The sequence below is a fragment of the Kitasatospora sp. GAS204B genome (genome assembly GCF_029892155.1).
GTDB lineage: Bacteria > Actinomycetota > Actinomycetes > Streptomycetales > Streptomycetaceae > Kitasatospora.
The window spans coordinates 491,226-516,261 of the sequence record NZ_JARZAG010000002.1 but is presented as its reverse complement, the minus strand read 5'-3'; the positions used below and the strand labels follow the sequence as shown (position 1 = coordinate 516,261).

19 protein-coding genes are annotated in these 25,036 nt (G+C 74.1%); 13 read left to right on the top strand and 6 right to left on the bottom strand.

The genetic code is table 11. The features are described 5' to 3' along the window. The first annotated feature begins 58 nt into the window (after positions 1-58). The 3 genes from P3T41_RS04910 to pth all read left to right on the top strand — a co-directional run bounded on the left by P3T41_RS04910 (position 59) and on the right by pth (position 2,595). Positions 59-1,036 (top strand): ribose-phosphate diphosphokinase, encoded by a 978-nt coding sequence (locus tag P3T41_RS04910; protein ID WP_280687952.1) that lies wholly within the window; start codon positions 59-61, stop codon positions 1,034-1,036. A 287-nt stretch (positions 1,037-1,323) separates the two neighbouring features. Further along, positions 1,324-1,911 carry a 50S ribosomal protein L25/general stress protein Ctc gene (locus P3T41_RS04905; protein WP_280687950.1) on the top strand — a complete coding sequence of 196 codons (588 nt, stop codon included), beginning with the start codon at positions 1,324-1,326 and terminating at the stop codon, positions 1,909-1,911. A gap of 105 nt (positions 1,912-2,016) precedes the next feature. Next, positions 2,017-2,595, top strand: coding sequence for an aminoacyl-tRNA hydrolase (gene pth, locus P3T41_RS04900; RefSeq protein WP_280687948.1), 579 nt, complete (start codon positions 2,017-2,019; stop codon positions 2,593-2,595). A 33-nt stretch (positions 2,596-2,628) separates the two neighbouring features. Here pth and P3T41_RS04895 read toward each other — a convergent pair whose 3' ends face one another. Then, complete coding sequence (locus P3T41_RS04895) at positions 2,629-3,147, bottom strand: hypothetical protein (protein ID WP_280687946.1); 519 nt, start codon at positions 3,145-3,147, stop codon at positions 2,629-2,631. Between the two features lie 10 nt (positions 3,148-3,157). Between P3T41_RS04895 and P3T41_RS04890 the strand changes: the two genes are divergently transcribed. Beyond that, positions 3,158-3,436 (top strand): hypothetical protein, encoded by a 279-nt coding sequence (locus P3T41_RS04890; protein WP_280687944.1) that lies wholly within the window; start codon positions 3,158-3,160, stop codon positions 3,434-3,436. 81 nt (positions 3,437-3,517) lie between these two features. Here P3T41_RS04890 and ppc read toward each other — a convergent pair whose 3' ends face one another. Then, complete coding sequence (gene ppc, locus P3T41_RS04885; protein WP_280688054.1) at positions 3,518-6,289, bottom strand: phosphoenolpyruvate carboxylase; 2,772 nt, start codon at positions 6,287-6,289, stop codon at positions 3,518-3,520. Positions 6,290-6,615: 326 nt separating this feature from the next. On the opposite strand from ppc, the gene P3T41_RS04880 reads away from it, so the two are divergent. Continuing rightward, positions 6,616-7,890: a histidine kinase gene (locus tag P3T41_RS04880; protein ID WP_280687943.1), complete on the top strand. Its 1,275-nt coding sequence runs from the start codon at positions 6,616-6,618 to the stop codon at positions 7,888-7,890. A 12-nt stretch (positions 7,891-7,902) separates the two neighbouring features. Here P3T41_RS04880 and P3T41_RS04875 read toward each other — a convergent pair whose 3' ends face one another. Next, positions 7,903-8,430, bottom strand: a complete 528-nt coding sequence (locus P3T41_RS04875) for an SUKH-3 domain-containing protein (protein ID WP_280688053.1) — start codon at positions 8,428-8,430, stop codon at positions 7,903-7,905. A gap of 40 nt (positions 8,431-8,470) precedes the next feature. After that, positions 8,471-8,932, bottom strand: coding sequence for a YwqJ-related putative deaminase (locus P3T41_RS04870; RefSeq protein ID WP_280687941.1), 462 nt, complete (start codon positions 8,930-8,932; stop codon positions 8,471-8,473). A gap of 252 nt (positions 8,933-9,184) precedes the next feature. Between P3T41_RS04870 and P3T41_RS04865 the strand changes: the two genes are divergently transcribed. The 4 genes from P3T41_RS04865 to mfd all read left to right on the top strand — a co-directional run bounded on the left by P3T41_RS04865 (position 9,185) and on the right by mfd (position 18,372). Beyond that, entirely contained in the window at positions 9,185-10,186 is a 1,002-nt protein-coding gene (locus P3T41_RS04865) for an HNH endonuclease (protein WP_280687939.1), read from the top strand. Between the two features lie 67 nt (positions 10,187-10,253). Further along, a complete protein-coding gene (locus P3T41_RS04860; protein ID WP_280687937.1) occupies positions 10,254-12,665 on the top strand; it encodes an SUKH-4 family immunity protein in 2,412 nt (803 codons plus the stop codon). Between the two features lie 176 nt (positions 12,666-12,841). Next, the gene (locus tag P3T41_RS04855; protein WP_280687935.1) at positions 12,842-14,224 is read left to right on the top strand and encodes a hypothetical protein; all 1,383 of its coding nucleotides are present in this window, start codon (positions 12,842-12,844) and stop codon (positions 14,222-14,224) included. Positions 14,225-14,757: 533 nt separating this feature from the next. After that, on the top strand, positions 14,758-18,372 hold the full coding sequence (gene mfd / locus P3T41_RS04850; RefSeq protein WP_280687933.1) for a transcription-repair coupling factor: 3,615 nt from the start codon (positions 14,758-14,760) through the stop codon (positions 18,370-18,372). Positions 18,373-18,470: 98 nt separating this feature from the next. Here mfd and P3T41_RS04845 read toward each other — a convergent pair whose 3' ends face one another. Further along, a complete protein-coding gene (locus tag P3T41_RS04845) occupies positions 18,471-19,094 on the bottom strand; it encodes a DUF4352 domain-containing protein (RefSeq protein WP_280687932.1) in 624 nt (207 codons plus the stop codon). Between the two features lie 220 nt (positions 19,095-19,314). On the opposite strand from P3T41_RS04845, the gene P3T41_RS04840 reads away from it, so the two are divergent. Continuing rightward, entirely contained in the window at positions 19,315-21,375 is a 2,061-nt protein-coding gene (locus P3T41_RS04840) for an N-6 DNA methylase (RefSeq protein WP_280687930.1), read from the top strand. Between the two features lie 14 nt (positions 21,376-21,389). Here the strand turns inward: P3T41_RS04840 and P3T41_RS04835 are convergent, their stop codons facing one another. Beyond that, complete coding sequence (locus tag P3T41_RS04835; protein WP_280687928.1) at positions 21,390-21,779, bottom strand: VOC family protein; 390 nt, start codon at positions 21,777-21,779, stop codon at positions 21,390-21,392. Positions 21,780-22,007: 228 nt separating this feature from the next. Here P3T41_RS04835 and P3T41_RS04830 point away from each other — a divergent pair, with 228 nt between their 5' ends. The 3 genes from P3T41_RS04830 to P3T41_RS04820 all read left to right on the top strand — a co-directional run bounded on the left by P3T41_RS04830 (position 22,008) and on the right by P3T41_RS04820 (position 25,032). Continuing rightward, complete coding sequence (locus P3T41_RS04830) at positions 22,008-22,496, top strand: hypothetical protein (RefSeq protein ID WP_280687926.1); 489 nt, start codon at positions 22,008-22,010, stop codon at positions 22,494-22,496. Further along, complete coding sequence (locus P3T41_RS04825) at positions 22,493-24,226, top strand: serine/threonine-protein kinase (RefSeq protein WP_280687924.1); 1,734 nt, start codon at positions 22,493-22,495, stop codon at positions 24,224-24,226. Before P3T41_RS04830 ends, P3T41_RS04825 begins: the two co-directional genes overlap by 4 nt. A gap of 137 nt (positions 24,227-24,363) precedes the next feature. After that, the gene (locus tag P3T41_RS04820; protein WP_280687922.1) at positions 24,364-25,032 is read left to right on the top strand and encodes a SurA N-terminal domain-containing protein; all 669 of its coding nucleotides are present in this window, start codon (positions 24,364-24,366) and stop codon (positions 25,030-25,032) included. Positions 25,033-25,036: the final 4 nt, after the last annotated feature.

Below are 25,036 nucleotides of genomic sequence, written 5' to 3'. Positions count from 1 at the left end.
TCCTGCCGTCCGGGTGCGGCGCGGCGACCATGCGGCAGCAACACGAGGAGACGGTGCAGTGAGCGGGATCACGACGTCGGGTGAGAAGAAACTGAAGCTCTTCTCCGGCCGTGCCCACCCTGAGCTGGCGAAGGAGGTGGCCGCGGCGCTGGGCACCGAGCTCGTCCCGACCAAGGCCTTCGAATTCGCCAATGGCGAGATCTACGTCCGCTTCCTGGACTCCGCCCGAGGGGCGGACTGCTTTGTGATGCAGAGCCACACGGCTCCCATCAACCAGTGGATCATGGAACAGCTGATCATGATCGACGCGCTGAAGCGGGCCTCGGCCAAGAGCATCACCGCGATCCTGCCGTTCTACGGCTACGCCCGCCAGGACAAGAAGCACCTGGGCCGCGAGCCGATCTCGGCCCGGCTGATCGCCGACCTGCTGGCGCAGGCCGGCGCCGACCGGATCATGGCGGTCGACCTGCACACCGCGCAGATCCAGGGCTTCTTCGACGGCCCGGTGGACCACCTGTTCGCGCTGCCGCTGCTGGCCGACTACGTGGGTCAGAAGGTCGCCAGCGACAAGCTCACCATCGTCTCGCCGGACGCCGGCCGGGTGAAGGTGGCCGACCAGTGGTGCGACCGGCTGGACGCCCCGCTGGCGATCATCCACAAGCGCCGCGACATGAGCCAGGCCAACACCATCCTCTCCGCCGAGGTGGTCGGTGACGTCAAGGGCCGGGTCTGCGTCCTGGTCGACGACATGATCGACACCGCCGGCACGATCTGCGCCGCCGCCGACGCGCTCTTCGACGCCGGCGCCGCCGACGTCATCGTGGCGGCCACCCACGGCGTGCTCTCCGGCCCGGCCGCCGACCGGCTGAAGAACTCGCGGGTCAGCGAGTTCGTCTTCACCAACACGCTGCCCTGCCCGGCCGAGCTCCAGCTGGACAAGGTCACCACCCTCTCGATCGCCCCGTCGATCGCCGCCGCGATCCGCGAGGTCTTCGAGCAGGGCTCGGTCACCTCGCTCTTCGAGGGCGTGCACTGAACCGTCGGGCGGTTCCCCGCTGACGCCGTGTCAAGTCCGAACGGCGCGGCCTGAACGGTACGGCCCGATCGGCCCCGTCGCTGCTGAGCGACGGGGCCGATTTCACGGTTGACGAGGGGTGCGGTTAGACTCGTGAGACTGCTCGGCGAGGGAAGCCGTGCGCCTTCGGGCGCTTGCTCCGTGATCGACGCGCTGGATCTATATCCGCCGAGCTGCCCCAATGTTCTTGAGGGTGTGGTCTCGGCGGTTTTTCGCTTTCTGCACCCGTTTCACTCCAGGAGTGCAGCATGTCCGAGATCCGCCTTGCCGCCGAGCCCCGCAACGAGTTCGGCAAGGGTGCCGCCCGTCGCGCCCGTCGCGCCGGCTTCGTCCCCGGTGTCGTCTACGGTCACGGCCTCACCCCGGTTCACCTGAACCTGCCGAGCCACGCGCTGATGATGGCCCTGAAGACCCCGAACGCCCTGCTCGTCGTCCCGATCGAGGGCAAGGACGAGTTCGTGCTGCCGAAGGCCGTCCAGCGCGAGGCCATCAAGCGCACCATCGAGCACGTCGACCTGCTGCTGGTCAAGCGCGGCGAGAAGGTCAACGTCGAGATCCCGGTGCTCGTCGAGGGCGAGCTGGCCCCCGGCGGCAACCTGGTCGAGCACGTGCTGAACTCGCTGCCGATCGAGGCCGAGGCCACCCACCTGCCCGAGTCGGTCACCGTCTCGGTCGAGGGCCTGGAGGCCGGCGCCTCCATCACCGCCGGCGACATCGCGCTGCCGAAGGGCACCACCCTGGCCGTCGAGGCCGACACCGTCGTGGTGCAGGTCATCGCCGCCCAGGCCGCTCCGGTCGAGGAGGAGGCCTCCGAGGAGGCCGCCGCCGAGGCCTGAGCCTTGCGGTAGTCCGTAGCTTCAGCGCTGCCCCGACTTCCCGTGTGGGAGTCGGGGCAGCGCTGCGTTCGCGCGATGATGTGGTCGTAACAGGAGGAGTGGGAGATGAGCGACGAGTACACCGGCCCCTGGCTGGTGGTGGGCCTGGGCAACCCCGGCGAGGGCTATGCCCGCAACCGGCACAACATCGGCTTCATGGTGGTCGACCTGCTGGCCCAGCGGATCGGCGCGAAGTTCAAGGCGCACAAGAGCCGGGCCCAGGTGGCCGAGGGGCGGCTGGTCGGGCAGCGGGTGGTGCTGGCCAAGCCGATGACCTTCATGAACCTCTCGGGCGGCCCGGTCACCGCGCTGCGCGACTTCTACAAGGCCCCCGCCTCGGCCGTGGTGGCGATCCACGACGAGCTGGACATCGACTACGCGACGCTGCGGCTCAAGCTCGGCGGCGGCGACAACGGCCACAACGGGCTCAAGTCGATCACCAAGTCGCTCGGCCCGGACTACTACCGGGTGCGCTGCGGGATCGGCCGCCCGCCGGGCCGGATGGAGGTCGCCGACTTCGTGCTCAAGGACTTCTCGTCCGCCGAACGCAAGGAGCTGGACTGGTTCGTGGACCGCTCGGCGGACGCGGTCGAGGCACTGCTGACGGAAGGTCTGGAGCGCGCCCAGGGCACCTACAACACCTGAGAGCCCGCTGGACGATTCCTGAGTGTCCGTCAATCACCGCTGCACGCATGACAGGCAGGGCAACAGTCGTACAACTCTTCCCCGCGGGCACCGTTCGGGGGCCGGAAGGCCGCAGCCGATCGGATACGGTTCACCGGAACTCGGGAAGATGGGGGCGCTGGTGGGCGCGGGCTTGGGTACGGCACGGGTGGCCGGTACGTGGATGGTGGCGGTTGCGGGGCTGCTGGGTGGCGCCGGGTTCGCCTTCGGCGCTGAGCCGAGCGGCTCGCCGGCCCCGTCGGTGAGCGCGTTCCCCTGGCCGATACCGGGCCCCGGCGCCGGCGCGTCGGCCTCGGCCCCCGGGGCACCGCAGACCGGCACGGCGACGCCCAGCGCGAGCCCCTCGCCCACCGCGACGTCCAGCCCCAGTCCCAGCTGCCCGCCGCTGCCGAGCGCGAGCGCCGACCCGTCGCCGAGCGCCACGGCCTCGCCGACGGCCACGCCGTCGCCGACCGTCGCCCCGCTGCCCAGCGGCTGCCCCACGCCGACGCCGACCCCCACGCCGACGGCCACCCGCACCAGGGTGTACTCCTACGGCGGTTCGCACGCCGGCGGCCGGGTCCGCCCGGCCCGGCCTGCCACCGACCCCACCGCGCTGGACGCCCAACTGGTCGACGTCCAGCCGCCGGCCCCCTCGCCCGTCCCGACCCCCATCGCGGTGCCGAACGCGCTCTCCGGGGCCTTCATCTCCACCCTCGGCAGCAACGCCGGCATACCGGCGGTGGCCGGCGGCGTGGCGGTCGCGGCCGGCGGCGGCGCCCTGTGGCTGCTCAAGCGCCGCCGGGGCGAGAAGCACTCCTGAGCGGTAGCCGAGCGGCGAGATACGGATACGGACGGGGCCCGCACGCCTGGACGGCGTGCGGGCCCCTTCCTCGTCCGGTCGTCAGCCGGTGTTGCGCAGGCCGGCGGCGATGCCGTTGACGGTCAGCAGCAGGGCCCGGGCCCGCAGCGGGTCCTCGGGGCGACCCGCGGAGACCTCCTCGCGCTGCCGGCGCAGCAGCGCGACCTGCAGGTAGGAGATCGGGTCGAGGTAGGCGTCGCGGACCGTGAAGGTCTGCTTGAGCACCGGGTTGTGCTCCAGCAGCTCGTTCTCGCCGGTCAGCCGCAGCACCTCGCGCAGGGTCAGGTCGTGCTCGGCGGTGATCTGGTCGAAGACGTGCTGCAGCTCGCCGGGGACCAGCTGCTCGACGTAGTGGCGGGCGATCCGCAGGTCGGTCTTGGCCAGCGTCATCGCGACGTTCGACAGGAAGTTGCGGAAGAAGTGCCACTTGCCGTACATCTCCGGCAGCACGTCGCCCAGGCCCGCCGCGCGGGCGGCGGCCAGGCCCGAGCCGACCCCGTACCAGCCGGGGACGATCTGCCGGGACTGGGTCCAGCCGAAGACCCACGGGATGGCCCGCAGACCGTCCAGGCCGGCCCCGGAGTCGGGGCGGCGGGACGGGCGCGAGCCCAGGTGCAGCGAGGCGAGCTGGTCGACCGGGGTGGCGGCGAAGAAGTACTTCGGCAGGTCCTCCTGCTCCACCAGGGTCCGGTAGGCGGTGTGCGCGGCCTCGGAGACGGTGTCCATCGCGGCGTCCCAGCGGGCCAGCTCCTCGGGGGCCTGGCGCGGGGAGGTGTGCATCGCCGAGGCGGCCAGCGTGGCGGAGAGGGTGAGCTCCAGGTTCTCCCGGGCCAGCGAGGGCAGCAGGTACTTGTCGGAGATCACCTCGCCCTGCTCGGTCACCTTGATCTCGCCCTCCAGGGTGCCCCAGGGCTGGGCCAGGATCGCCTCGTGCGAGGGGCCGCCGCCGCGGCCCACGGTGCCGCCGCGGCCGTGGAACAGGCGCAGCCGGATGCCGTAGCGGTGGGCCACGTCGCGCAGCCGGCGCTGGGCCCGGTGGATCTCCCACTGCGAGGTGGTGATGCCGCCGAACTTGGAGGAGTCGGAGTAGCCGAGCATGACCTCCTGGATGTCCCCGCGCAGCGAGACCAGCAGCCGGTAGGAGGGGTCGGAGAGCATCTCCTCCAGGATCCGGTCGGCCTGCTGCAGCTCGTCGGTGGTCTCCAGCAGCGGCACGATGCCGATCCTGGCCACCCCGGCGTGCAGGTCGATCAGGCCGGCCTCGCGAGCCAGCACGGCGGCGGCGAAGACGTCGTCGGCACCCTGGCACATCGAGATGATGTAGCTCTCGACGATCTCGTCGCCGAACCGCTCGAAGCCCTCGCGGATGGTGGTGAAGACGCCCAGCGTCTTGGTCCCCGCGGCGTCCAGCGGCGCCGGGGTGGGGGCCAGCGGGCGGCGCGAGCGCAGCTCCTTGGCGAGCAGCTTCTGGCGGTACTCGCGCGGCATGTCGTTGTAGCGCCAGGCCTCCTCACCGAGCCGGTCGAAGAGCTGGCCGAGCGCGTGGTGGTGCGCCTCGGCGTGCTCGCGCACGTCCATGGTGGCCAGCTGCAGGCCGAACGCCTCGACGGTGCGGATCGCCCGGGCCAGGCGCCCGTCGGCGATCAGCTCGCCGCGGTGCGAGCGCAGCGAGTCCTGGATCAGCTTGAGGTCGGTGATCAGCTCGCGGGTGCCGAGGTAGTCGCGGCCCGGCAGGTGCGGGGTGCCGGCGGCCAGCCGCTCGCGGGTGTTCTCCAGCTTGAGCCGCACGCAGGTGGCCTTGAGCCGGTAGGGCTCCTCGGCGTTCATCCGCTTGTAGCGCGGGCTCAGTTCGGGCAGCACCTTGAGGTCCGCCTCCAGCGAGGCGAGCAGGTCCTCCGAGGCGCCGGCCAGCCGGACCGAGGTGGAGAGCGTGTTGCGCAGGTCGTCGACGGTGTCCAGGGCGTCCTTGATGCCGTACTCGTGCTGCAGGTTGAGCACGTCCCAGGTGACCTGCGGGGTGACGTTCGGGTTGCCGTCCCGGTCGCCGCCGATCCAGGTGCCGAAGGTCAGCGGCCGCACCCCGTCGGGCAGCGCGACGCCGACCCTGGCCAGCTCCTCGTGCAGCTCCTCCAGCACCTCGGGGACGGCCTCGCGGTACAGCTCGTCCAGGTAGTAGACGGCGTTGCGGGCCTCGTCGGTGGGCTCGGGGCGGGCGATCCGCAGCTCGTCGGTCTGCCAGAGCAGGTCGATCACCTCGGCCAGGCGGCGGTCGGCCGAGCGCCTGGCCGAGGTCACCCGGGCCGAGTCGGTGGGCGAGATGCCGGCGGCCGCGTGCTCGCGGTGGATGCGCTCCAGCAGCTCGCCGATCCGGCGCAGCTTGTTCAGCACGCTGCGGCGGGCCGCCTCGGTGGGGTGCGCGGTGAAGACCGGCCGGACCGCCAGGTGGGCCAGGGTGTCGGCGAGGTGCTTGGGGTCGGCCTCGACCAGCTGGTCGGCGGTCTGCGCCAGCAGCGAGCCCTCGCGGGCCCGGCGGGCGGCGAACTCGCGGCCGCGGTGCACCTGTTCGGTGACGTTGGCCAGGTGGAAGTAGGTGGAGAAGGCCCGCACCAGCTTGGCCGCGGTCTCCAGGTCGATGTTGCCGAGCAGTTCCGCGGTGGCCTCGCCGTCGGTGCGGCTGAGCAGCCGGACCTGCTCGACCAGGCCGAGCACCTCCGCGCCCTCCTGGCGGACCAGGGTCTCGCCGAGCAGGTCGCCGAGGCGGCGGATGTCCGCGCGCAGGGCGGCGTTGTCGGCGGTCGGGTCGGGCGGCGGCAGTTCGTCGGCCGCACGATTGGTGGCCGCGCGATCAGTTGCTGTGGGATCGGTGGTGAGCGGGCTCGGCTGGTCGGCACTCGGGTGGTCGGCCGAGATGGGGACCGGAGCGGTCACGGCTGGCTCCCTGGGGTGGTGGGTGGGCGGCGGCGGACCGCGCTGTCCGACCGGATCAGCATATGTGTCGCCGCTCGCCGCTCGGTTGAGCCGGTCGCATGTCGGACAGCGCGGTGCGCGGCGGCGGTCGGCACGATGCGGAGGTGACCCGGGCGAACCCGTGACGAGAACTCGGTGGGGCGGCCGGGGGCACCTCGCTTAGGCTGTCGCCCATGAGCTTGTCGCCTGGGGCGGGCGCGCAGGACCGTGGCTTCTGGTGGTGGGAGCGGCGGCGCAGCGCGCTCTTGGACGCGCTGCTGGCCGCGCTGGCCGCGCTGGAGTGTGCGACGGGCGGCTACAGCCTGGTCCTGGACCGGATGCACCTGGGGACCGGGTTCGCGGTGGCGGCCGCGGTGATCGGCGCGCTCGCCGGGGCCAGCCTGCTGCTGCGGCGGCGGTGGCCGGCGCTGCCGGTGCTGGTCTCGATGGTCCTGGTGCCCGGGCTCTTCGGCATCGTGCTGCTGGTGGTCGCGCTCTACACGCTCAGCTCGACCTGGGCCTGGCCGGCGGGGCGGCGCCGGGTGATGGCGCTCTCCGCGGTGGTCTTCGTGGAGACGCTGGGCATGGTGCTGTTCGCGATGTTCACCACCAAACCGCAGCCGGGCGACCGGTTGCCGGCCAGCTGGGTCTTCGTGCTGCTCTCGGTGCTGGTGGCGGTCGGGCTGACCGTGCCGCCGGTGGTCACCGGCCTCTACATCGGCGCCAGGCGACGGCTGGTCGAGTCGCTCAAGGACCGCGCGCAGGGGCTGGAGGCCGAGCTGGACCTGCTGGCCGAGCGGGCCAGGGAGCGGGCCCGGCGGGCCCGGCTCGAGGAGCGCACCCGGATCGCCCGGGAGATGCACGACGTGGTCGCGCACCGGGTCAGCCTGATGGTGGTGCACGCCGGCGCGCTGGAGCGGATCGTGGCCAGGGACCCGCAGAAGGCGGCGCAGAGCGCCAAGCTGATGGCCGAGACCGGGCGGCAGGCGCTGAACGAGCTGCGCGAGATCCTCGGCGTGCTGCGGATGAACGAGGACACGGCGGCCGAGAACGTGTGCGGGCTCGCCGACCTGGAGCAGCTGGTGGGCCAGTCGAAGGCGGCCGGGATGCGGGTCACCCTCACGGTGAGCGGCGCCCGTCAGCCGTACCGGGGGGAGGCGGAGCAGACCGCCTACCGGGTGGTCCAGGAGGGGCTGACCAACGCGCACAAGCACGCCGGCGGTGCCCAGGTCTCGGTGCTGCTGGCCTACGTGCCCAACGGGGTGCGGGTGGCGGTGGTGAACGAGAGCCCGGTCGGCGGCGAGCAGGTCCGGCTGCCCAGCGGGGGCAACGGGCTGGTCGGCATGGAGGAGCGGGTCCGGGCGCTGGGCGGCAGCTTCCGGGCCGGTCCGGAGCAGGACGGCGGGTTCCGGGTCGAGGCGCTGCTGCCCTCCCGGCTGGCCGAGCGGGCCGACCGGCTGACCGGCTGAGCTGACGGTGGGTCAGTACTCGTCCGCGACCGTGCGCAGCCGTTCGGGGCGGATGCCGAGCAGCAGGGTGGTGACCGCGTGGTCCAGGTCGGCGCCGAGGAACCACTCACCGGTGTGGTCCAGGCTGTAGACCCGGCCGGCCTCGTCGATCGCCAGCACCGCCTGCCCGAAGCGCTCCTCGCCCAGCGGCGCCACCTGGCTGTCCAGCGCGCGCGAGAGGTCGGCCAGGGTGCGCGGCAGGTGCAGCCCGCAGAGCGGGTCGAGCAGGAACGGGGTGCGGGCCACCTCGCGGCCGGCGCCCGACAGGTCGAAGGAGAGCCCGCCGAACTCGGCCCAGGCCTCGATCGCGGCCGGGAAGACCACGTGCGGGACGCCGTCCGGGGCGGGCCGGCCGAGCAGCTGGTCGGCCCACTCCTCGGCGCGCCGGATCTCCCACCGGCCCGGGTGCCAGCCGGCCTGCTTGAGCGCGGCGGCGACCTCGGCGGGGAACCGGGGCTGGGAACGGACCGGGCTCGCGGTCGTTGAGCTGAGCGGGTTCAGGGGGTACTCCGGGCTCGGGGGACAGGGACCTGAGGCCGGGTCAGGCCTGGGCTCGGGGCCCGACCGCGACGCTCTGCACGGTGAAGTGCTCCAGCAGCGGTGCGCAGGAGCGGCACGGTGGCGCGTGGGTGCCGTGGGCCGGATCGTCGGGCTCGCGGATCCGCACCGTGGTCAGCTTGGCGCCCTTGAGCGCCTTGCGGGCCTCGTGCAGGCTGAGCGGCTTCTTCGCGGCGCGTTTGGAGCGGCCGCTCTCGACCGTGCCGAGGTAGTTGGAGAGCAGGACGGCCTCCGGGCAGCGCCCGGTGAAGCGCTCCCGGTGCTCCACCGGCAGGCGGGTCAGGAACTCGCCGACCAGCGGGTGCAACTCGGGCTCCTGGTCGGCCTTGCGCCCGGCCAGGGTGTGCACGTCGCCGCCGCGCAGCGAGAGGGCGGCGGCCACCGCGGGCAGCAGGCTGTCCCGGTGGTGGCGCAGCAGCGGCGCGGCCGGTGCGGTGTCGTCCACGGCTGCTCCTCTCCGGTCGACGGCGCGCCTGGTCCGGTCGACGGCGAGCCTGGGGCCAGCCTGCCAAACGTCTCGGACAGTGGATCACCCGGGGGGCGGGCAGGTGTCCTGATGGTCCATCAGGTTCACGGATCATTCACAAATCGCGCTGGAGGGTCCGGTTTTCCCGGGCGGCCGGGCCAGGGGACGGCCCGCAGCGTCGACCCCATACCCTGGTGCCTAGCTACATCGGCTTCAGCAGGGGGCACCCAGATGACGACAGGTCGGCCCGGCCTCGCTGCCGCGCCCAACGCGGCCTACGCGGGACAGGTGGTCCACTTTCCCGACCCGGTGCGAGCCGCCAGGTACCCCGAGGGGGTGCGGGTGGACGCCCAGGGCTACCCGGACTTCGGTCCGTACGCCAAGGCCGCCGCCGAGGTCGCCGACCCGCCCGCGGGTTTCGGCGTGGACGAGCTGCGGCTGACCGACTACGTCTCGGCCAACGCCGCGCTGTTCAGCCAGGGCCACGAGCTGTGGGCCGATCAGGAGGTCGCCGTGGCCACCCCGCCCGGCTGGACCTGGCACCACGCGGTGGGCCGCGCGGCGCCCGGCTGGCGGCGGATGGAGCTGGTGCCGGTCGAGGTCAAGGCACTGCTGCGGCACCACGGCGGCCTGGCCACCTCGGCTGCCGACCACTCCCGGCGCGGCACCCGGCCGCTGCAGGAGAGCAAGGCCGCGCACTTCTCGCTCTCCAAGGAGGGCGGCAGCCCGCTGAGCGTCGGCGAGGACCTGGTGCAGGCCGCCGAGGAGAAGCTCGGCTACCGGCTGCCCGGCCCGTACCGCGGCTTCCTCAAGCTGGCCGGCGGGCACGCCCCGGTCGGCGTGGCGCTGGACACCGAGCTCGGCCTGCTGCTCGACCAGCCCTTCCTGACCCTCGGTGAGGAGTACGGGATCGAGGACCTGGTCTATGCCAACAAGTGCCTGCGCGACCATCTGACCAAGGACTACCTGGGCATCGCTTACGCCCAGGGCGGCATCCTCGCGCTCAAGGTGCGCGGCGAGGAGCTCGGTTCGGTCTGGTTCTGCCTCTACGACGACGCCCGCGACAACGGCGCGCCGGAGGAGCCGACCGATCGGGTGCGACGGCTGCTGCTGCGCTGCGGCGACACCTTCGACGACTTCCTGCTCCGGCTGGCCGGCAGTCCGCCGGAGCTGGAGACGGTGGCGGAGCTGATGGTGGACGGCGGGTTCGCCCGCGCGGTGCCGGTGTCGTGAGGCATGCGGCGAGCGGTACCGGTATGGGTGTGACAGCGGTGGCGGACAGGGCGGAGGCGGTCCCGGCATGATGACGTACGCGCAGGCGCAGGACCTGGCGGCGGAGTGGATCAACGGCGGGGTGCCGCCCTTCCAGCAGCGCGAGGTGCGGGTGCGGGAGTTCGACCTCGGCTTCGTCTGCTGGGCGGAGGACCGGGACGGCGGGCCCTCCTCGGACGGCGGTGCGGTCAAGCTGGTGATCGCCCGGGACACCGGGGCGAGCACGCTCTGGCCCGCGCTGCCGGCCAACGAGGTGGTCCGGCGCTACGAGGAGGCCTACGGGCGCCCGGCCGGCGCGACCCCGTCCGGGCTGGCCAAGCCGATGCCCGGACCGGTCGAGGCGACCTCCTTCCTGCTCAGCCCGCCGCAGTGGGTGCTGGACGCCGGAGCGGCGGCGCTGGCGGCCGAGGCCGAGCAGCTGGGTGCGGCGCCGGTCGTTCCCGCGCCTGCCGCGCCTGTTGCGCCTGCCGCGCCGGCCGCGTCGCCGGTGACGCCCGAGCCCGCTCGGCTGACGGCTCCGCCGATCTCCGACCGCCCGGCCGGGGACGCGCCCAGCATGCTCGCCCCGCCGCCCAGTTGGGAGCTGGCGGAGCACGGCGAGGAGCAGGAGTCGGCCCCGCAGACCCCGCCGGACGCGCTGACCGTCCGGATGCCGCCGCCCGCGCGGCCCGTCGCCGACACACCGCAGGCGCCGGCCACGGCCACGCCGCCGCCGGCCCCCGCGCCGGTGGCGCCGCCCGCCCCCGCCGCGCCGGTGGGTGGGTACGCGCCGACCATGCTCGCCGCCGACGGCCCGCCCGGACTGATGGGTCTGCCCGGCGCGCCCGCTCCGGCTCCCGCCGCGCCGCCCGTCGCCCCGCCGCCGGCCACGCCGTCGCCCCAGAGCCAGGGGCAGGGCGTCGCGTACGCGCCGACCATGCTCTCCTCGGACGGCCCGCCCGGGTTGATGGGTCTGCCGGGCGCGCCCGGTGCCCCCGGCGGGCCGATGCCGCCGTCCGCCGGTGGTGGCCGTGGTGAGGGCAGCGCCCCGCCGCCGCCCGCGCCGCCCGGTCTGCGTGGCGGGCCCGCCCAGGGCGGTGCCCCCGTGCCGCCGCCCCCCGCGGCGGGTGGCCGTGGTGCGGGCAGTGCGCCGCCCCCGCCGCCGCCCGGCGGTCTGCTGCACCAGGGTGGCGGTGGCGAGCCGCACGCCGCACCGGCCGGCCGGGGCGCCGGCAGCGCGCCGCCGCCCCCGCCGCCGGTGGGTCTGCGCGGCGAGCCCGGCGCCGACGAGCTGGCCTCCGCCGCGACCAGCAAGGCGCCCGCGCCGCAGCGTGCGCCGCAGAGCGGCGGTGTCGCGCAGGCCGCGACCCAGCTGGCCTCTGCCCTCCCGGGCGCTCCGGGCGGTCCGGGGTTCCCCGCCGCGCCCGTGCCCGGTGCCGCCGCGCCGGTCCCGGGGCTGCCGCCGCAGGGCGCGCCGGTCCCGCCGGGCGTGCCCACCGTCGGGCCCGGCTACCTGGCCGTGCTCAGCTACCGCGCCCCCGACGGCTCCGAGCAGAAGGTGATGCAGCGCAGCGAGCCCGGCACGCCGCACCCGGAGTGGAAGATCCTGCAAGAGCTGCGCCGCCTGGGCGTGCCGGCCGAGCAGGTGCTGGAGCTGCACACCGAGCTGGAGTGCTGCGACCTGCCGGGCGGCTACTGCGCGCGGCTGGTCGCCTCCTCCTGGCCGAACGTCCGGATCACCCACACGGCCGGGTACGGTCGCGAGCACCAGGCCCGCCAGGCCGGCATGGCCCACCTGCTCAACCATCTGGACGAGCTGCACCAGCTGGCGGCGGGCCCGCGCCGCCCGCGCCCGGTCCGGGTGCCGCTGCCGGCACCCGGGAGCGTCCCGCCCCGGCCGCCGGTGCCGCCACAGCAGCTCGGCGCCGAGCTCGCGCAGTTCTTCGGCCAGGGCGTGTTCCGCTACGAGCAGCGGGCGGTCTCCCGTGCGGGCGTGCCCGAAGTGGTCGCGCAGACCCTGGTCTGGGCCGGTCTGCCGACCAGCTTCGGGCCGTTCTTCTGGGCGCACGCCCCCAAGGACCGGCCGATCCCGACCCTGGCCGAGCTGGCCGCCGAGCGCGGCCGGCCGGCCGCGGCCGACGCGGGCGGTTACCTGGTGCTCGGCAACGACTACGGACGCCAGCTCTGTGTGCAGTACGGCACAGCGGCCGTGGTCGCGGTGGACCTGGAAGGAACCGGAGAGGCCCCGCGCTTCGTCAACAGTGGTGTGCCGGAGTTCGTCCGGTCGCTCGCCCTGCTCGGTCGGATGTGGCCGTTGCGCTACGGCCTGACGCCGGATCAGGCCGGGCGCTGGACCGCCGACTTCCAGGCCGAGTTGGCCGCGCTCGACCCGGCGGCCCTCCAGGCGCCCGACACCTGGTGGGCGGTCCTCCTCGAGCAGTTCTGGGACGGCCTGCTCTAGCCGCTGTGCGGCTGGGGCCGGGGCAGCACGCGGGTGCCGCCCCGGCCGGCGGTGTCGCTTCCTTGGGCTTTACGAATGATCTGCGCAAAATAGGTCAAGAGGACCGCAGCTAGCGAGCACACGATCGAGCCCAGCCAGGCACCGCGCCCAGCCGGCCACTGAGGGGAAGACAGTAGATGAGCGACGCCATCCCGTCGTACGGCTTCACCGCTGCCCGGAAGGGATACGCGCCCGAGCAGGTCGACCGCTCGCTGGCGGCGCTGACCGCCCAGCGGGACCACGCCTGGCACCGGCTGAGCCGGCTCGGCGCCCAGATCCGCGAGCTGGAGGCCGCGCTGGCCGCCGCCCAGCAGGCCGCCGCCGAGGCGCCCGAGCCGGACTACGGCACGCTCAGCGAGCAGGCCGGCGACCTGATGGCGATCGCCGACAACGAGACCCGGCAGATCCGTGAGAAGGCCGAGCGGTTCGCCGTGCAGAGCCGTGACGCGGTCGCCGAGGCCGGCCGGACCCAGCACGCCGAGGCCACCGCCTACGCCACCGCCACCCGCGCCGAGGCCGACGAGGCCGCCCGTCGGACCGAGGTGAGCACCCGCGCCGAGGCCGAGAAGCAGCGCGCCGCCGCCGACCGGGACGCCCGCGCGATCCAGGACGCCGCCACCGCGGAGGCCGCCCGGATCCGGGTCGCCGCCGCCGAGGCGGGCGAGCAGGCCGAGGCCGAGCTGGCCGAGCGGCACCGCGCCGCCGACGAGCGGTTCGCCGCCGAGGAGGCCGCCGCGGCCGCCGCGGACGCCAAGATCTCGCTGGTCGCCGACAGCCGCCTCAAGGAGGCCGAGCAGCGCCGGGAGACCACGCTCGGCGTGATCAAGCAGATCGACACCGACGCCCAGGCCAAGGCCGACCAGCTGATCGAGGCGGCCCGCCGCGAGGCCGAGCAGATCAACGCGCGCACCGCGGCCGAGCGGGCCGAGTTCGAGAAGCGCCTGGAGACGGTGCAGACGCACCTGGACCACATCAAGGGCACGCTGGCCTCGCTCACCGGCAAGGCGGTCGGCATGATCGAGCCGGGCGAGGCGTCCGCCGCACCCGCGCCCGCCGCACCCGCGCCCGCTGCATTCGCGCCCGCCGGGCCCGCGCCCGCCGCACCCGCGCCGGACTCGGAGGCCGAGACCGGCGAGGTCCCGCTGCCGGCCGCCTCCGAGACGGTCCCCGCCGAGTCGGCCGGTGCCGACCAGCCGACCACCGTGCTGCGGATGCCGTCCGGGCCGCTCGAGGCGCCGGCCGCCGCGGCCCAGCCCCAGGCCGACCCGCGCACCGCCCTGCGCGCGGCGGGTGCCGCCCAGCCGCCGGTCCCGCCCCGCCCGGCCACCCCGCCCCCGGTGGCCGCCGCCACCGACCCGGCGGCGGAGACCACGCTGATGCCACGGATCGAGGACGCGCGGCCGACCGAGGGCGCACCGCGCGCCGAGGACGAGACCGCGATCATCCCGAAGATCGTCATCATCGACGACGAGGTCAGCCTGGACTCGCTGCCCAACACGGTGCGACGTCGGCGCACCTGAGGGCTTGGACCTGACGCGGCGTCAGGGTTCGGTGGCGTGCCCGTGGCGGGTGCCTGCGAAAGGGGCTCCGGGCGGCCCGAAGATCACCGGAAAGACCAGCCGGCCAGGACCCGTGGCGCCCTCCAGGAAAGGGCGCCACGACTCCCGACGGTCGGGCGGGTGCCCCCACCCAGGGTCACCCGGCCTCGCACCCCGACCCCCATCGGAGTGCGTGCGGCCCACCAGTCCATCCCCCACGGTTGGAGCGGCGGGCACGTGATCCATCCTGCGCGCTGTCCATGGACTTCCAGTGACAGGAGTATGTCCACTTCTTGACAATCGGCCACTGCGTCCGAACGCATGGTCATCGCCGCCCCTCCGACCGTCATGTGCATGGTCGTGGCTGGCCGCCGTCCGGTCGGCCGCTCGGCGTACTCTGGGAGCCTGACCCGGCCCCTGCGTACCCGCGTGCCGGGCCCATCAAGCTGCCCGGCGGCAGGAACAGGTTCCGCCACCGGGCGCTCCGCCTGGACGCAACGGGACGAAGAGACTCCATGAGCCTGATCGGTTTGCTCGATGTCGTGGTCCGCGACACCGCCCTCGCCGAGGCGATCGAGGCGGCGGCCGGCGGCCACCGCCCTCATCTCGACCTGGTCGGCCCGCCCGCCGCACGGCCGTTCGCCATCGCGGCGCTGGCCCGCTCGCTGGCCGCGGGGGCCGGCGAGCGGGGCCGGCCGGTGCTGGCGGTGACGGCGACCGGCCGGGAGGCCGAGGACCTGGCCGCCAGCCTGCGCTCGCTGCTGCCGCCGGACGCGGTGGCGGAGTTCCCGGCCTGGGAGACGCTGCCGCACGAGCGGCTCTCGCCGCGCTCGGACACGGTCGGCCGCCGGCTCGCGGTGCTGCGCCGGATCGTCCACCCGAGGGCGGACGATCCGGCCGCCGGTCCGGTGCAGGTGGTCGTGGCGCCGGTGCGTTCCGTGCTCCAGCCGCAGGTCAAGGGGCTGGCCGAGCTGGAGCCGGTGGCGCTGCGCGGCGGCGAGTCGGCGGACCTGGGCGAGATCGCGAAGCGGCTGTCCGCCGCCGCCTACGCCAGGGTCGAACTGGTCGAGAAGCGCGGCGAGTTCGCCGTGCGCGGCGGCATCCTGGACGTCTTCCCGCCGACCGAGGAACACCCGCTGCGGGTGGAGTTCTGGGGCGACGACGTCGAGGAGATCCGCTACTTCAAGGTGGCCGACCAGCGTTCGCTGGAGATCGCCGAGCACGGCCTGTGGGCGCCGCCCTGCCGGGAGTTGCTGTTGACCGATCAGGTGCGCGCCCGCGCCGCCGAGTTGGCCGTGGCGCACCCCGAGCTGGCCGAGATCCTGGACAAGATCGCCGAGGGGATCGCGGTCGAGGGCATGGAGTCGCTGGCCCCGGTGCTGGTGGACGACATGGAGCTGCTGCTGGACGTGCTGCCGTCCGGCTCGGTCGCGGTGGTCTGCGACCCGGAGCGGGTCCGCACCCGGGCCGCCGACCTGGTGGCGACCAGTCAGGAGTTCCTGCACGCCTCCTGGGCGGCCGCGGCCGCCGGTGGCGACCGGCCGATCGACGTCGAGCAGATCGACGTCTCGGCCGCCTCGCTGCGCTCGCTGGCCGAGGTGCGCGAGCACGCCGCCGAGATCGGACTGTCCTGGTGGTCGGTCAGCCCGTTCGCGACCAGTGACGCGGATGTCAGCTCCGTCCTGGAGTTCGACGTCAACACGCTGACCCTGGGCATGCACGCCGTCGAGGCCTACCGCGGTGACACCGCGCGGGCGATCGCCGACGCCAAGGAGCGGCTGGCCGCCGACTGGCGGGTCGTCATGGTGACCGAGGGCCAAGGGCCGGCCGCCCGGCTGGCCGAGGTGCTCGGCAACGAGGGCATCGCCGCCCGGCTGGTCCCCGACCTGACCGAGCCGCCCACCCGCGACGTCGTCTACGTCTGCTGCGGCTCGATCGAGCACGGTTTCGTGGACCAGGCGCTCAAGCTGACCGTGATCACCGAGACCGACCTGTCCGGCCAGCGCTCCTCCACCAAGGACATGCGCCGGATGCCGTCCCGGCGCCGCAACGCGATCGACCCGCTGGCGCTGGCCGCCGGCGACTACGTGGTGCACGAGGCGCACGGGGTGGGCCGCTACGTCGAGATGGTCCAGCGCACCGTGCAGGGCGCCACCCGGGAGTACCTGGTGCTGGAGTACGCGCCGGCCAAGCGCGGCCACCCCGGCGACCGGCTCTTCGTGCCGACCGACCAGCTCGACCAGGTGACCAAGTACGTCGGCGGCGAGGCCCCGACCCTGCACCGGCTCGGCGGCGCGGACTGGGCGAAGACCAAGCAGCGGGCCAAGAAGGCGGTGCGCGAGATCGCGGCCGACCTGATCAAGCTCTACTCGGCCCGGATGGCGGCCCCCGGCCACACCTTCGGCCCGGACACCCCGTGGCAGCGCGAGCTGGAGGACGCCTTCCCGTACGCGGAGACGCCCGACCAGCTGACCACCATCGCCGAGGTCAAGGCCGACATGGAGAAGTCGGTTCCGATGGACCGGCTGATCTGCGGCGACGTCGGATACGGGAAGACCGAGATCGCCGTGCGAGCCGCTTTCAAGGCGGTGCAGGACGGCAAGCAGGTGGCCGTGCTGGTGCCCACCACGTTGCTGGTGCAGCAGCACTTCTCCACCTTCGCCGAGCGGTACGCCAACTTCCCCGTGGTGGTCAAGGCGCTGTCGCGGTTCCAGAGCGACAGCGAGGCGAAGGCGGTCCTGGAGGGCCTGCGCGAGGGTTCGGTGGACGTGGTGATCGGCACCCACCGGCTCTTCTCCGCCGAGACGAGGTTCAAGGACCTCGGTCTGGTCATCGTGGACGAGGAGCAGCGGTTCGGCGTCGAGCACAAGGAGCAGTTGAAGAAGCTGCGGGCCAACGTCGACGTGCTGACCATGTCGGCGACCCCGATCCCGCGCACCCTGGAGATGGCGGTCACCGGCATCCGCGAGATGTCGACGATCACCACGCCGCCGGAGGAGCGCCACCCGGTGCTGACCTTCGTCGGACCGTACGACGAGAAGCAGATCTCGGCCGCGATCCGGCGTGAACTGCTGCGCGAGGGCCAGGTCTTCTACATCCACAACCGGGTCGAGTCGATCGACAAGGCGGCCGCCCGGCTGAAGGACCTGGTGCCCGAAGCCCGGATCGCCACCGCGCACGGGCAGATGGGGGAGACCCACCTGGAGAAGGTGGTGGTCGACTTCTGGGAGAAGGAGTTCGACGTGCTGGTCTCCACCACGATCGTGGAGTCGGGCATCGACATCTCCAACGCCAACACGCTGATCGTGGAGCGCGGCGACACCTTCGGCCTCTCCCAGCTCCACCAGCTGCGCGGGCGGGTCGGGCGTGGCCGGGAACGCGGGTACGCCTACATGCTCTACCCGCCGGAGAAGCCGCTCACCGAGACCGCGCACGAGCGACTGGCCACCATCGCCCAGCACACCGAGATGGGCGCGGGCATGTACGTCGCGATGAAGGACCTGGAGATCCGCGGCGCGGGCAACCTGCTCGGCGGCGAGCAGTCCGGGCACATCGCGGGCGTCGGCTTCGACCTCTACATGCGGATGGTCGGCGAGGCGGTGGCCGAGTTCCGCGAGTCGCTGGCGAGCGGCGGCGAGGTGGAGGAGGAGCCGCTGGAGGTGAAGATCGAGCTGCCGGTGGACGCCCACGTGCCGCACGACTACGCCCCCGGCGAGCGGCTGCGGCTGCAGGCCTACCGTTCGATCGCCGCGGTCAACGCGGAGGCCGACATCGACCAGGTGCGGGCCGAGTTGACGGACCGTTACGGCAAGCTGCCCGAGCCGGTGGAGAACCTGCTCCTGGTGGCGGCGCTGCGGCTGTACGCCCGGCGCTGCGGGGTCGCGGACATCACCCTGCAGGGCGCCAACGTGCGGTTCGGGCCGGTGGAGCTGCGCGAGTCGCAGACCTTGCGGCTGAACCGGCTCTACCCGCGCAGCCAGGTGAAGGCGGCCAGCTCGCAGGTGCTGGTGCCGCGGCCGACGACCGCGCGGATCGGTGGGAAGCCGGTGGTCGGGCGGGAGTTGCTGGCCTGGTGCGGGACCTTCCTGAGCACCATGTTCGAGGAGCTGGCGGCGGCGAAGAAGGCGTAGTTCCGGTAGCCCCGCTGGCTGCGGGGGGGGCGGGCGGCGGGTGGCTCGGTGCCATCCGCCGCTTCGTCGTTGCCGCCCCGGCGCACCGTGCCGGGAGGTCAGTTGAGCTTCCACTGGCCGGTCTGGTCCGCGAAGCCGCTGTCCAGGGTGAACTGGGCCTTGACGATCTTGGCGTCGGTGGGGACCTCGAAGGTGATGTAGCCGAGCGCGGTGTCGCCGGGGGCGATGTTCAGCGGGACGGGGAAGCTCTGGCCCGCGCCGGTGTCGGCGATCACCGAGTTGTAGGACTGGCCCTTGTCGTCCACCACGGTCGTGCCGTTCTCGGGGGAGTCGCTGTAGGCGGTGCTGCCGCTGTCCTTGATCTGGAACTGCACGGCGATCCAGCGCTTGCCGTCGGCGGGCTTGCTGATGCCGTCGGTGCTCTGCACGTTGTCGACCACCTTGACCACGCTCACGTCGTCCGAGGCGCCCTTGTCCATGCCCTTGAGCGCGATGGCGTCGCCGACCTTGGCGACCGTGGGGGTCTTGCCGGCCGCGGCGCTCGGGGCGCCCGGGGTGCCCACGCCGGTCGCGCCGGTCGCGGCCGTGGACCGCACGGGCTTGGTGGAGACCGAGGTGGTGGCGGTCGGCCCGCAGGCGGTGGTGGCGAGGGCGAGCAGGGCGCCACCGGCGAGCAGCGCGGTGGTGGTGGAGCGGCGGCGGGCGGTGGCGGAGCTGCGCATGGCGGATTCCCTTGCTTCGACTGGGTCTTGGGCGTGCTGGGTCTTGCTGGTTCTGGGTCTTGCTGTTCGCCCCGTTCGGCGATGGCTCCATCAGACCAGACTGCTGTGAACATCGTCAACAGGGAAATACGGAACTGATCTGTTCACGCGTGAACAGGGATCCCTGTCCCGTCTGGCTATGCTGAGTGGTCACAGCCGCCGTCCATGGAGGAGCCGCCCGATGCCGCCGACCCCCGAGGTGACCGCCGTCGAGATCGCCCGGCTGGCCGGGGTCGGGCGAGCGGCGGTGAGCAACTGGCGCAAGCGGCACGCCGACTTCCCGCAGCCCGTCGGCGGCAGCGAGAGCAGCCCCACCTTCGCGCTCCCCCAGATCGAGGAGTGGCTGCGCCGCCAGGGCAAGATCGCCGAGCTGCCGCTACTGGAGCGCTGCCGCCGGCAGTTGGACGCACTGCGCGACCCGGCCGGCCACCCGAACGCCCCGCTGCTGCCGGCCGGTGCCTTCCTGCTGCTGCTGCACCGGGCCCCCGAGACGTGGGTGGAGCTGGCCGCTGAATCCGACACCCGGCTGGCCCTCGCGCTGCCCCGGGCGGTGGCGCGACTGCTCGCCGAGACGCTCGACCCGGCGGCGGGCGCGCTGGCGGACCTGCCCACGCTCTACGGCAGCACGCAGCTCGAACTCTGCCGCCTGCTCGCCCGGCTGGCCGCCGAGCAGACGCCCGCCGCCGTGTTCGAGGCGCTGCTGGCCGGCGCCCGGCAGCCGGGTCAGCTGCCGCCCGAGGCGGCCGCCCTGCTGCTCGCGCTGGCGGGCGAGGCGGCCAGCGTCCTCGACCCCTGCTGCGGGCTCGGCTCGCTGTTGCTGGCCGCGCCCGCCGGCGCCGTCCGGCACGGCCAGGACCGCGACCCGGTGGCCGCCGGCATCGCCCTGCTCCGGCTGGCCCTGGCCGCGCCCGCCGCCGCGCCAGGACCGTTGCCGCTGCGGCTGCGCGCCGGTGACGCGCTACGGGCCGACGCCTGGCCCGAACTGCTCGCCGACGCCGTGCTCTGCCGCCCGCCCTACAACGAACGGGACTGGGGCTACGAGGAGTTGCGCTACGACCCGCGCTGGCTCTTCGACCAGGTGCCGCCCCGGGGCGAGTCCGAACTCGCCTGGCTGCTGCACTGCCTGGCGCACACCCGCCCCGGCGGCCTGACCGCCCTGCTGCTGCCGCCCACCGTCGCCTCCCGCCGTTCCGGGCGCCGGCTGCGCGCGGAACTCCTGCGCACCGGCGCGCTGCGCGCGGTCGTCGCGTTGCCGGCCGGCGCCGCGCCACCCTACGGAGTGCCGCTGCAGCTCTGGCTGCTGCGCCGCCCCGACCCCCAGGAGACCGCGCCCGCCCGCCGGTTGCTGCTGCTGGACGCCACCGCCACGCAGCCCGGGCAGTTCGACTGGCCGACCCTGCACCGCACCGTGCTGGAAGGATGGCAGGCCTTCGACGGCGGTGCCACCGTGGCGGATCGCCCAGGCGTCTACCGGGTGCTGGACTCGATCGAACTGCTCGACGACGACACCGATCTGGCCCCCGCCCGCCACCTGCCGCCGCCGGCCGCGGCAGGCGGCACCGACGCGCTCACCGGGCTGCGCGGCCGGCTCGGCGAACTCCTGTCCTCGCTGGCCGAGTTGGACCAGGCACTGCCCGCCGTCTCGGCGGCCGGCGAGCGTCCCGGCATGCCGGTGACCACGATCGGTGAACTCGCCCGCGGCGGCGCCCTGGAGGTCCTCTCCTCCGGCACCGGACCGGCCACCCGGCCCCTCGCCGAGGACCCGTCGGCCACCCCCGTGCTGACCGACCAGGACCTGGCGACCGGACGCGGCCCGAGCGCCGCGCTGGCCGACGCCACCGCGCTGTTCGCCCGCCCCGGCGACGTCCTGGTCCCGGCCCTCGGCAGTGGCGCCGCGCTGGTCGTGCACCCCGGCGACCCGGCCGACGGCGCCGCCCTCGGCGCCCGCCTGCACCTGCTGCGCCCCGACCCGGCCCTGCTCGACCCCGAGTTCCTGGCCGGCCGCCTGCGCTCCACCGCCGCCGCCCGCTCCGCCAGCACCCACGCCTCCACCACCTCCCGCCTCGACGTCCGGCGGGTCCAGGTGCCCAGGCTCCCGCTCGAAGCCCAGCGCGCGCTGGGCGAGGCCTTCGGGCGGACCGCCGCCTTCGCGGCCGGCCTGCGCCAGGCCGAGGAGCTGGGGCGGCAGTTGGCCCAGGGCCTGACGGACGGCCTGGCGGACGGCGGGCTGACGGTGGGCTGACCGGCGGGGTCGGGCTACTTGTCCTGCTGCAGCACCGAGAGGACGTTACCCGCCGGGTCGGTGAACCACGCGATGTGCGGGCCGCCGCCCCGGAAGATCCCCTTCTCGTCCGCCGCCAGCCCGGGATACCGCTCGAACCGCACGCCGCGCCCGGCCAACTCGTCGACGGCCTGCTCGACGTCCGCCACCGGGAAGTTGAGGACGGTGAACGACGCCGGGGTGTGGTCGTCCTTCGGGTAGACGAGCACCTCGCCGCCGCCGGACAGGTGCAGCCGCAGCAGCCGGTACTGCCGCTCCATGGTCAGGTCGGAGACCCGCAGTCCCAGGATCTCGCCGTAGAAGTGCTTGGCCTTGTCGAGGTCGTTCACGGAGAAGCTGCTGAAGGCCTTGCTGGTGTCGAACACGGCTGGTTCCTTGTCCTCGGTCGCCCGCCGGGACGGCGCGCGTCGCTGAGTCCGATGATCCGGAGGCGGCCGCCGTCCGACCCGCCAACACGCCGAGCGGCTCGGGAGGTGGGCCGGTGCTGGTCACGGAGCGGTCGCGGTTCCCGGTATGCCCGGCGGCGCGTGGGGCGTGGGCGGTACCGTTGGCGATGATCATCGAGGGCACTCATCGCGCGGGGACGGAGACGCATGGCTGGCCAGTTTCCCGGGCAGTTCGGGCCGGTGGTGCCGACAGCGGCGAAGGGGCCGTTCGGGGTGGGCGCGAAGGTGCTGCTCTGTCTGGTGGCGGTGCTGACGGCGGGGCTGCTCGGGTTCGTGCCCGCGGTGGCACTGGCGGCGCGGCGCAAGCGGCGGGTGGATGTGGTGGGAGCGGTGGTGTTCGCGGCGCTGTCGCTGCTGATGCTGGTGTGCGCGGTGATCGGGGGAGCGGACAAGCACGCGGCGGTGGTCAACGGGCTCGGTGAGGGCACCATGGCACTGCTGGTCTTCGCGGCGCCGACGCACTTCCTGCTGATGGACCGTCAGGTCCGAGTGTCGGTGGCGCCGCTCGTCGCCTGGCCGCTCGCGCCCCAGCCCCCGGCGTACCAGCCGCCGAGCGCCCAGGCCCCCGCCCCCGTTGACGAGTTGCGGCAACTCGGCGAACTGCTGCGCCGGCAGGCCGAGGACGGCGGGCGGTGAGTGCGCACAGCAGCCGGGTGATCGGCGGCCGCTACCGGTTGGCGGAGAAGATCGGGCACGGTGGCATGGGCCAGGTCTGGGCCGGCTACGACGAGCGGCTGGACCGCCGGGTGGCGGTGAAGCTGCTGCGCACCGAGGCGCTGCTCGCCGGGGACGGTCCCGAGGAGGTCGAGGAACGGCGGGCCGAGCTGCGACGGCGGTTCCTGCGGGAGTGCCGGATCACCGCTGGTCTCGACCACCCCGGACTGGTCACCGTCTTCGACGCGGGCGAGGACGCGGGCGAGCTCTACCTGGTGATGCAGCGGCTGCCCGGGGTCGGGCTGGGCGATCTGATCGCCGAGGAGGGCCGGTTCCCGATCGCCTGGGCGGTGGCGGTGGCCGCCCAGATCTGCGCGGCGCTCTCGGTGGTGCACGCCGTTCCGGTGGTGCACCGGGACCTGAAGCCGAGCAATGTGATGGTCCGTCCGGACGGCCGGGTGGTGGTCCTGGACCTGGGCATCGCCACCGCGCTGGACGGCGAGCACACCCGGCTCACCCTGACCGGCGTGCCGATCGGCAGCCCCTCCTACATGGCGCCCGAGCAGGCGCTCTCCGGGGCGGTGGACGCGCGCAGCGACCTGTACGCGCTCGGCTGCCTGCTGCACGAGATGCTCGCCGGCGAGGAGCCGTTCCGGGCGCCGACCGCGCTCGGGGTGCTGCGCCGCCAGGTGGACGACGCGCCGGTGCCACTGCGGCGGCTGCGGCCCGAAGTGCCTGCCGAGTTGGAGGCGCTGGTGCTGGAGCTGCTGGCCAAGCCGCCCGCCGCGCGGCCCGCCGACGCGCAGACGGTGTACCGGCGGCTGCGTCCACTGCTGCCGGCGCCGGAGGCGGGCGCCCACCCCGGGTACGGTCCGGCGCCCGACCCGACCGGGCCGTTCCGCTACCCGCACCAGCCGCTGCCCGGGGCCGCCACCACACTGCCCGCGCCGCCGCTGGTGTCCTCGTCGCCCCCGTCTCCCCCGGCCACGCAGCCGGCGCCCACCGACCTGGTCGCCGCCTGCGGCCAGGTCTCCGACCTGCTGGCCGCGCAGCGGTACGCCGAGGTGATCGACCTCGCCGCCCGGCTGCTCCCGCTGGCCCGGGCCGCGCACGGCGACGGGGCGCCGCTGGTCCGCACGTTGCGCACGATCTACGCCCGGACGCTGCTCCAGGAGGGGCAGTACCGCGCGGCGCTGCCCGAGTACCAGTTGCTGGCCGCCGCCGCGACGGCGCAGGACGGGCCACAGGCGGATCAGGCGCTGGAGCACCGCCGGAAGGCGGCTGCCTGCCTGGAGCAACTGGGCCGGGCGCCGGAGGCGTTGGCGGAGTACCGCGCACTGCTGGCGGACCACACCGCCAGACTGACCTCGGGTCAGGACGCCGACCCGGCCCGCTGCTTCGACCTGCGCGAGCGGATCGGCCTGCTGCTCGCGGGGTCGGGGGACACCGAGGGTGCCTGGGAGTGGCTGCTTGCGCTGCTCTTCGACCGCGAGCCGCGGCTCGGGCCGCACCACCCGGACGTCCAGCGGCTGCGCCAGCACCTGGACCAGCTGCAGCACCACCGCCGCACCGGCCCCCAGTCGGCGCTGCCCGCGGCTGCGGCGTCCCCGTCGTCGCTCCCGTCGCTCCTGCCGCTGGACCCGCGGACCGGTAGCTGGCCGACCCATCCGCCGGCGCCGCAGGCGTCGGCCTGGAACCCGTACCGCGCCTAAGAACTGATGATCCATCAGCTCGACCTGCCGACGCTCACTCATTCGGTGCAACATGTCCGCGCTGGCCGCCCCGGCTCTCTATTGTCGTGTCCCGTCAGGAGTCAGTCGCCACCGCAGCCCCGCCCGGGAGGCCCCGCGTGATCCGCAGCCACTGCCTTCGCCGTACCCCCGCCGCCCCCGCCCGCCCCGGGCCGCGCCGGGTGCTGCCCGCGGTCGGTGCGCTGCTCGCGGCCGCCCTGCTGACCGCCTGTGGGGGGCGGCCGCTGCAGGCCGGGGCGGCGGCGGTGGTCGGCCCCGACCGGATCACCGAGGCGGCGGTGCAGGCCCGGGTGGCCGAGTTCCGGGCGCAGGCGGCCAGGCTGCCGAGCGGGCAGTACCAGGAGCAGGCGGGGCTGGTGGGGGCGACCGTCTCCGGGATGATCTTCAGTGAGGTGGTCGCGCAGGCGCTGGCCGAGCACCGGCTGACCGTCAGCGACACCGAGGTCGCCCAGGCGCGGTCCGACCAGGCGCAGGCCTGGGGCGGCGAGGCGGGGCTGGAGCAGATGCTGCTGCTCAAGCACGCGGTGCCGGCCCGGGAGATCGACAACTTCCACCGCGAGCAGATCGGCCTGCAGAAGCTGGCCGCGCTGGGCGGGCGGCAGATCGGCACCACGGACGGCAACAAGACGGTGCACCAACTGCTGGCCGAGGCCGCCGCCCAGCTGAAGGTGACGGTCAACCCGCGTTACGGCAGCTGGGACGCGCAGCAGGCGGTGCTGGACAGCCCGAGCGAGGACTGGCTGCCGCAGTCGGGTGCCGCCGCCTGAGCGG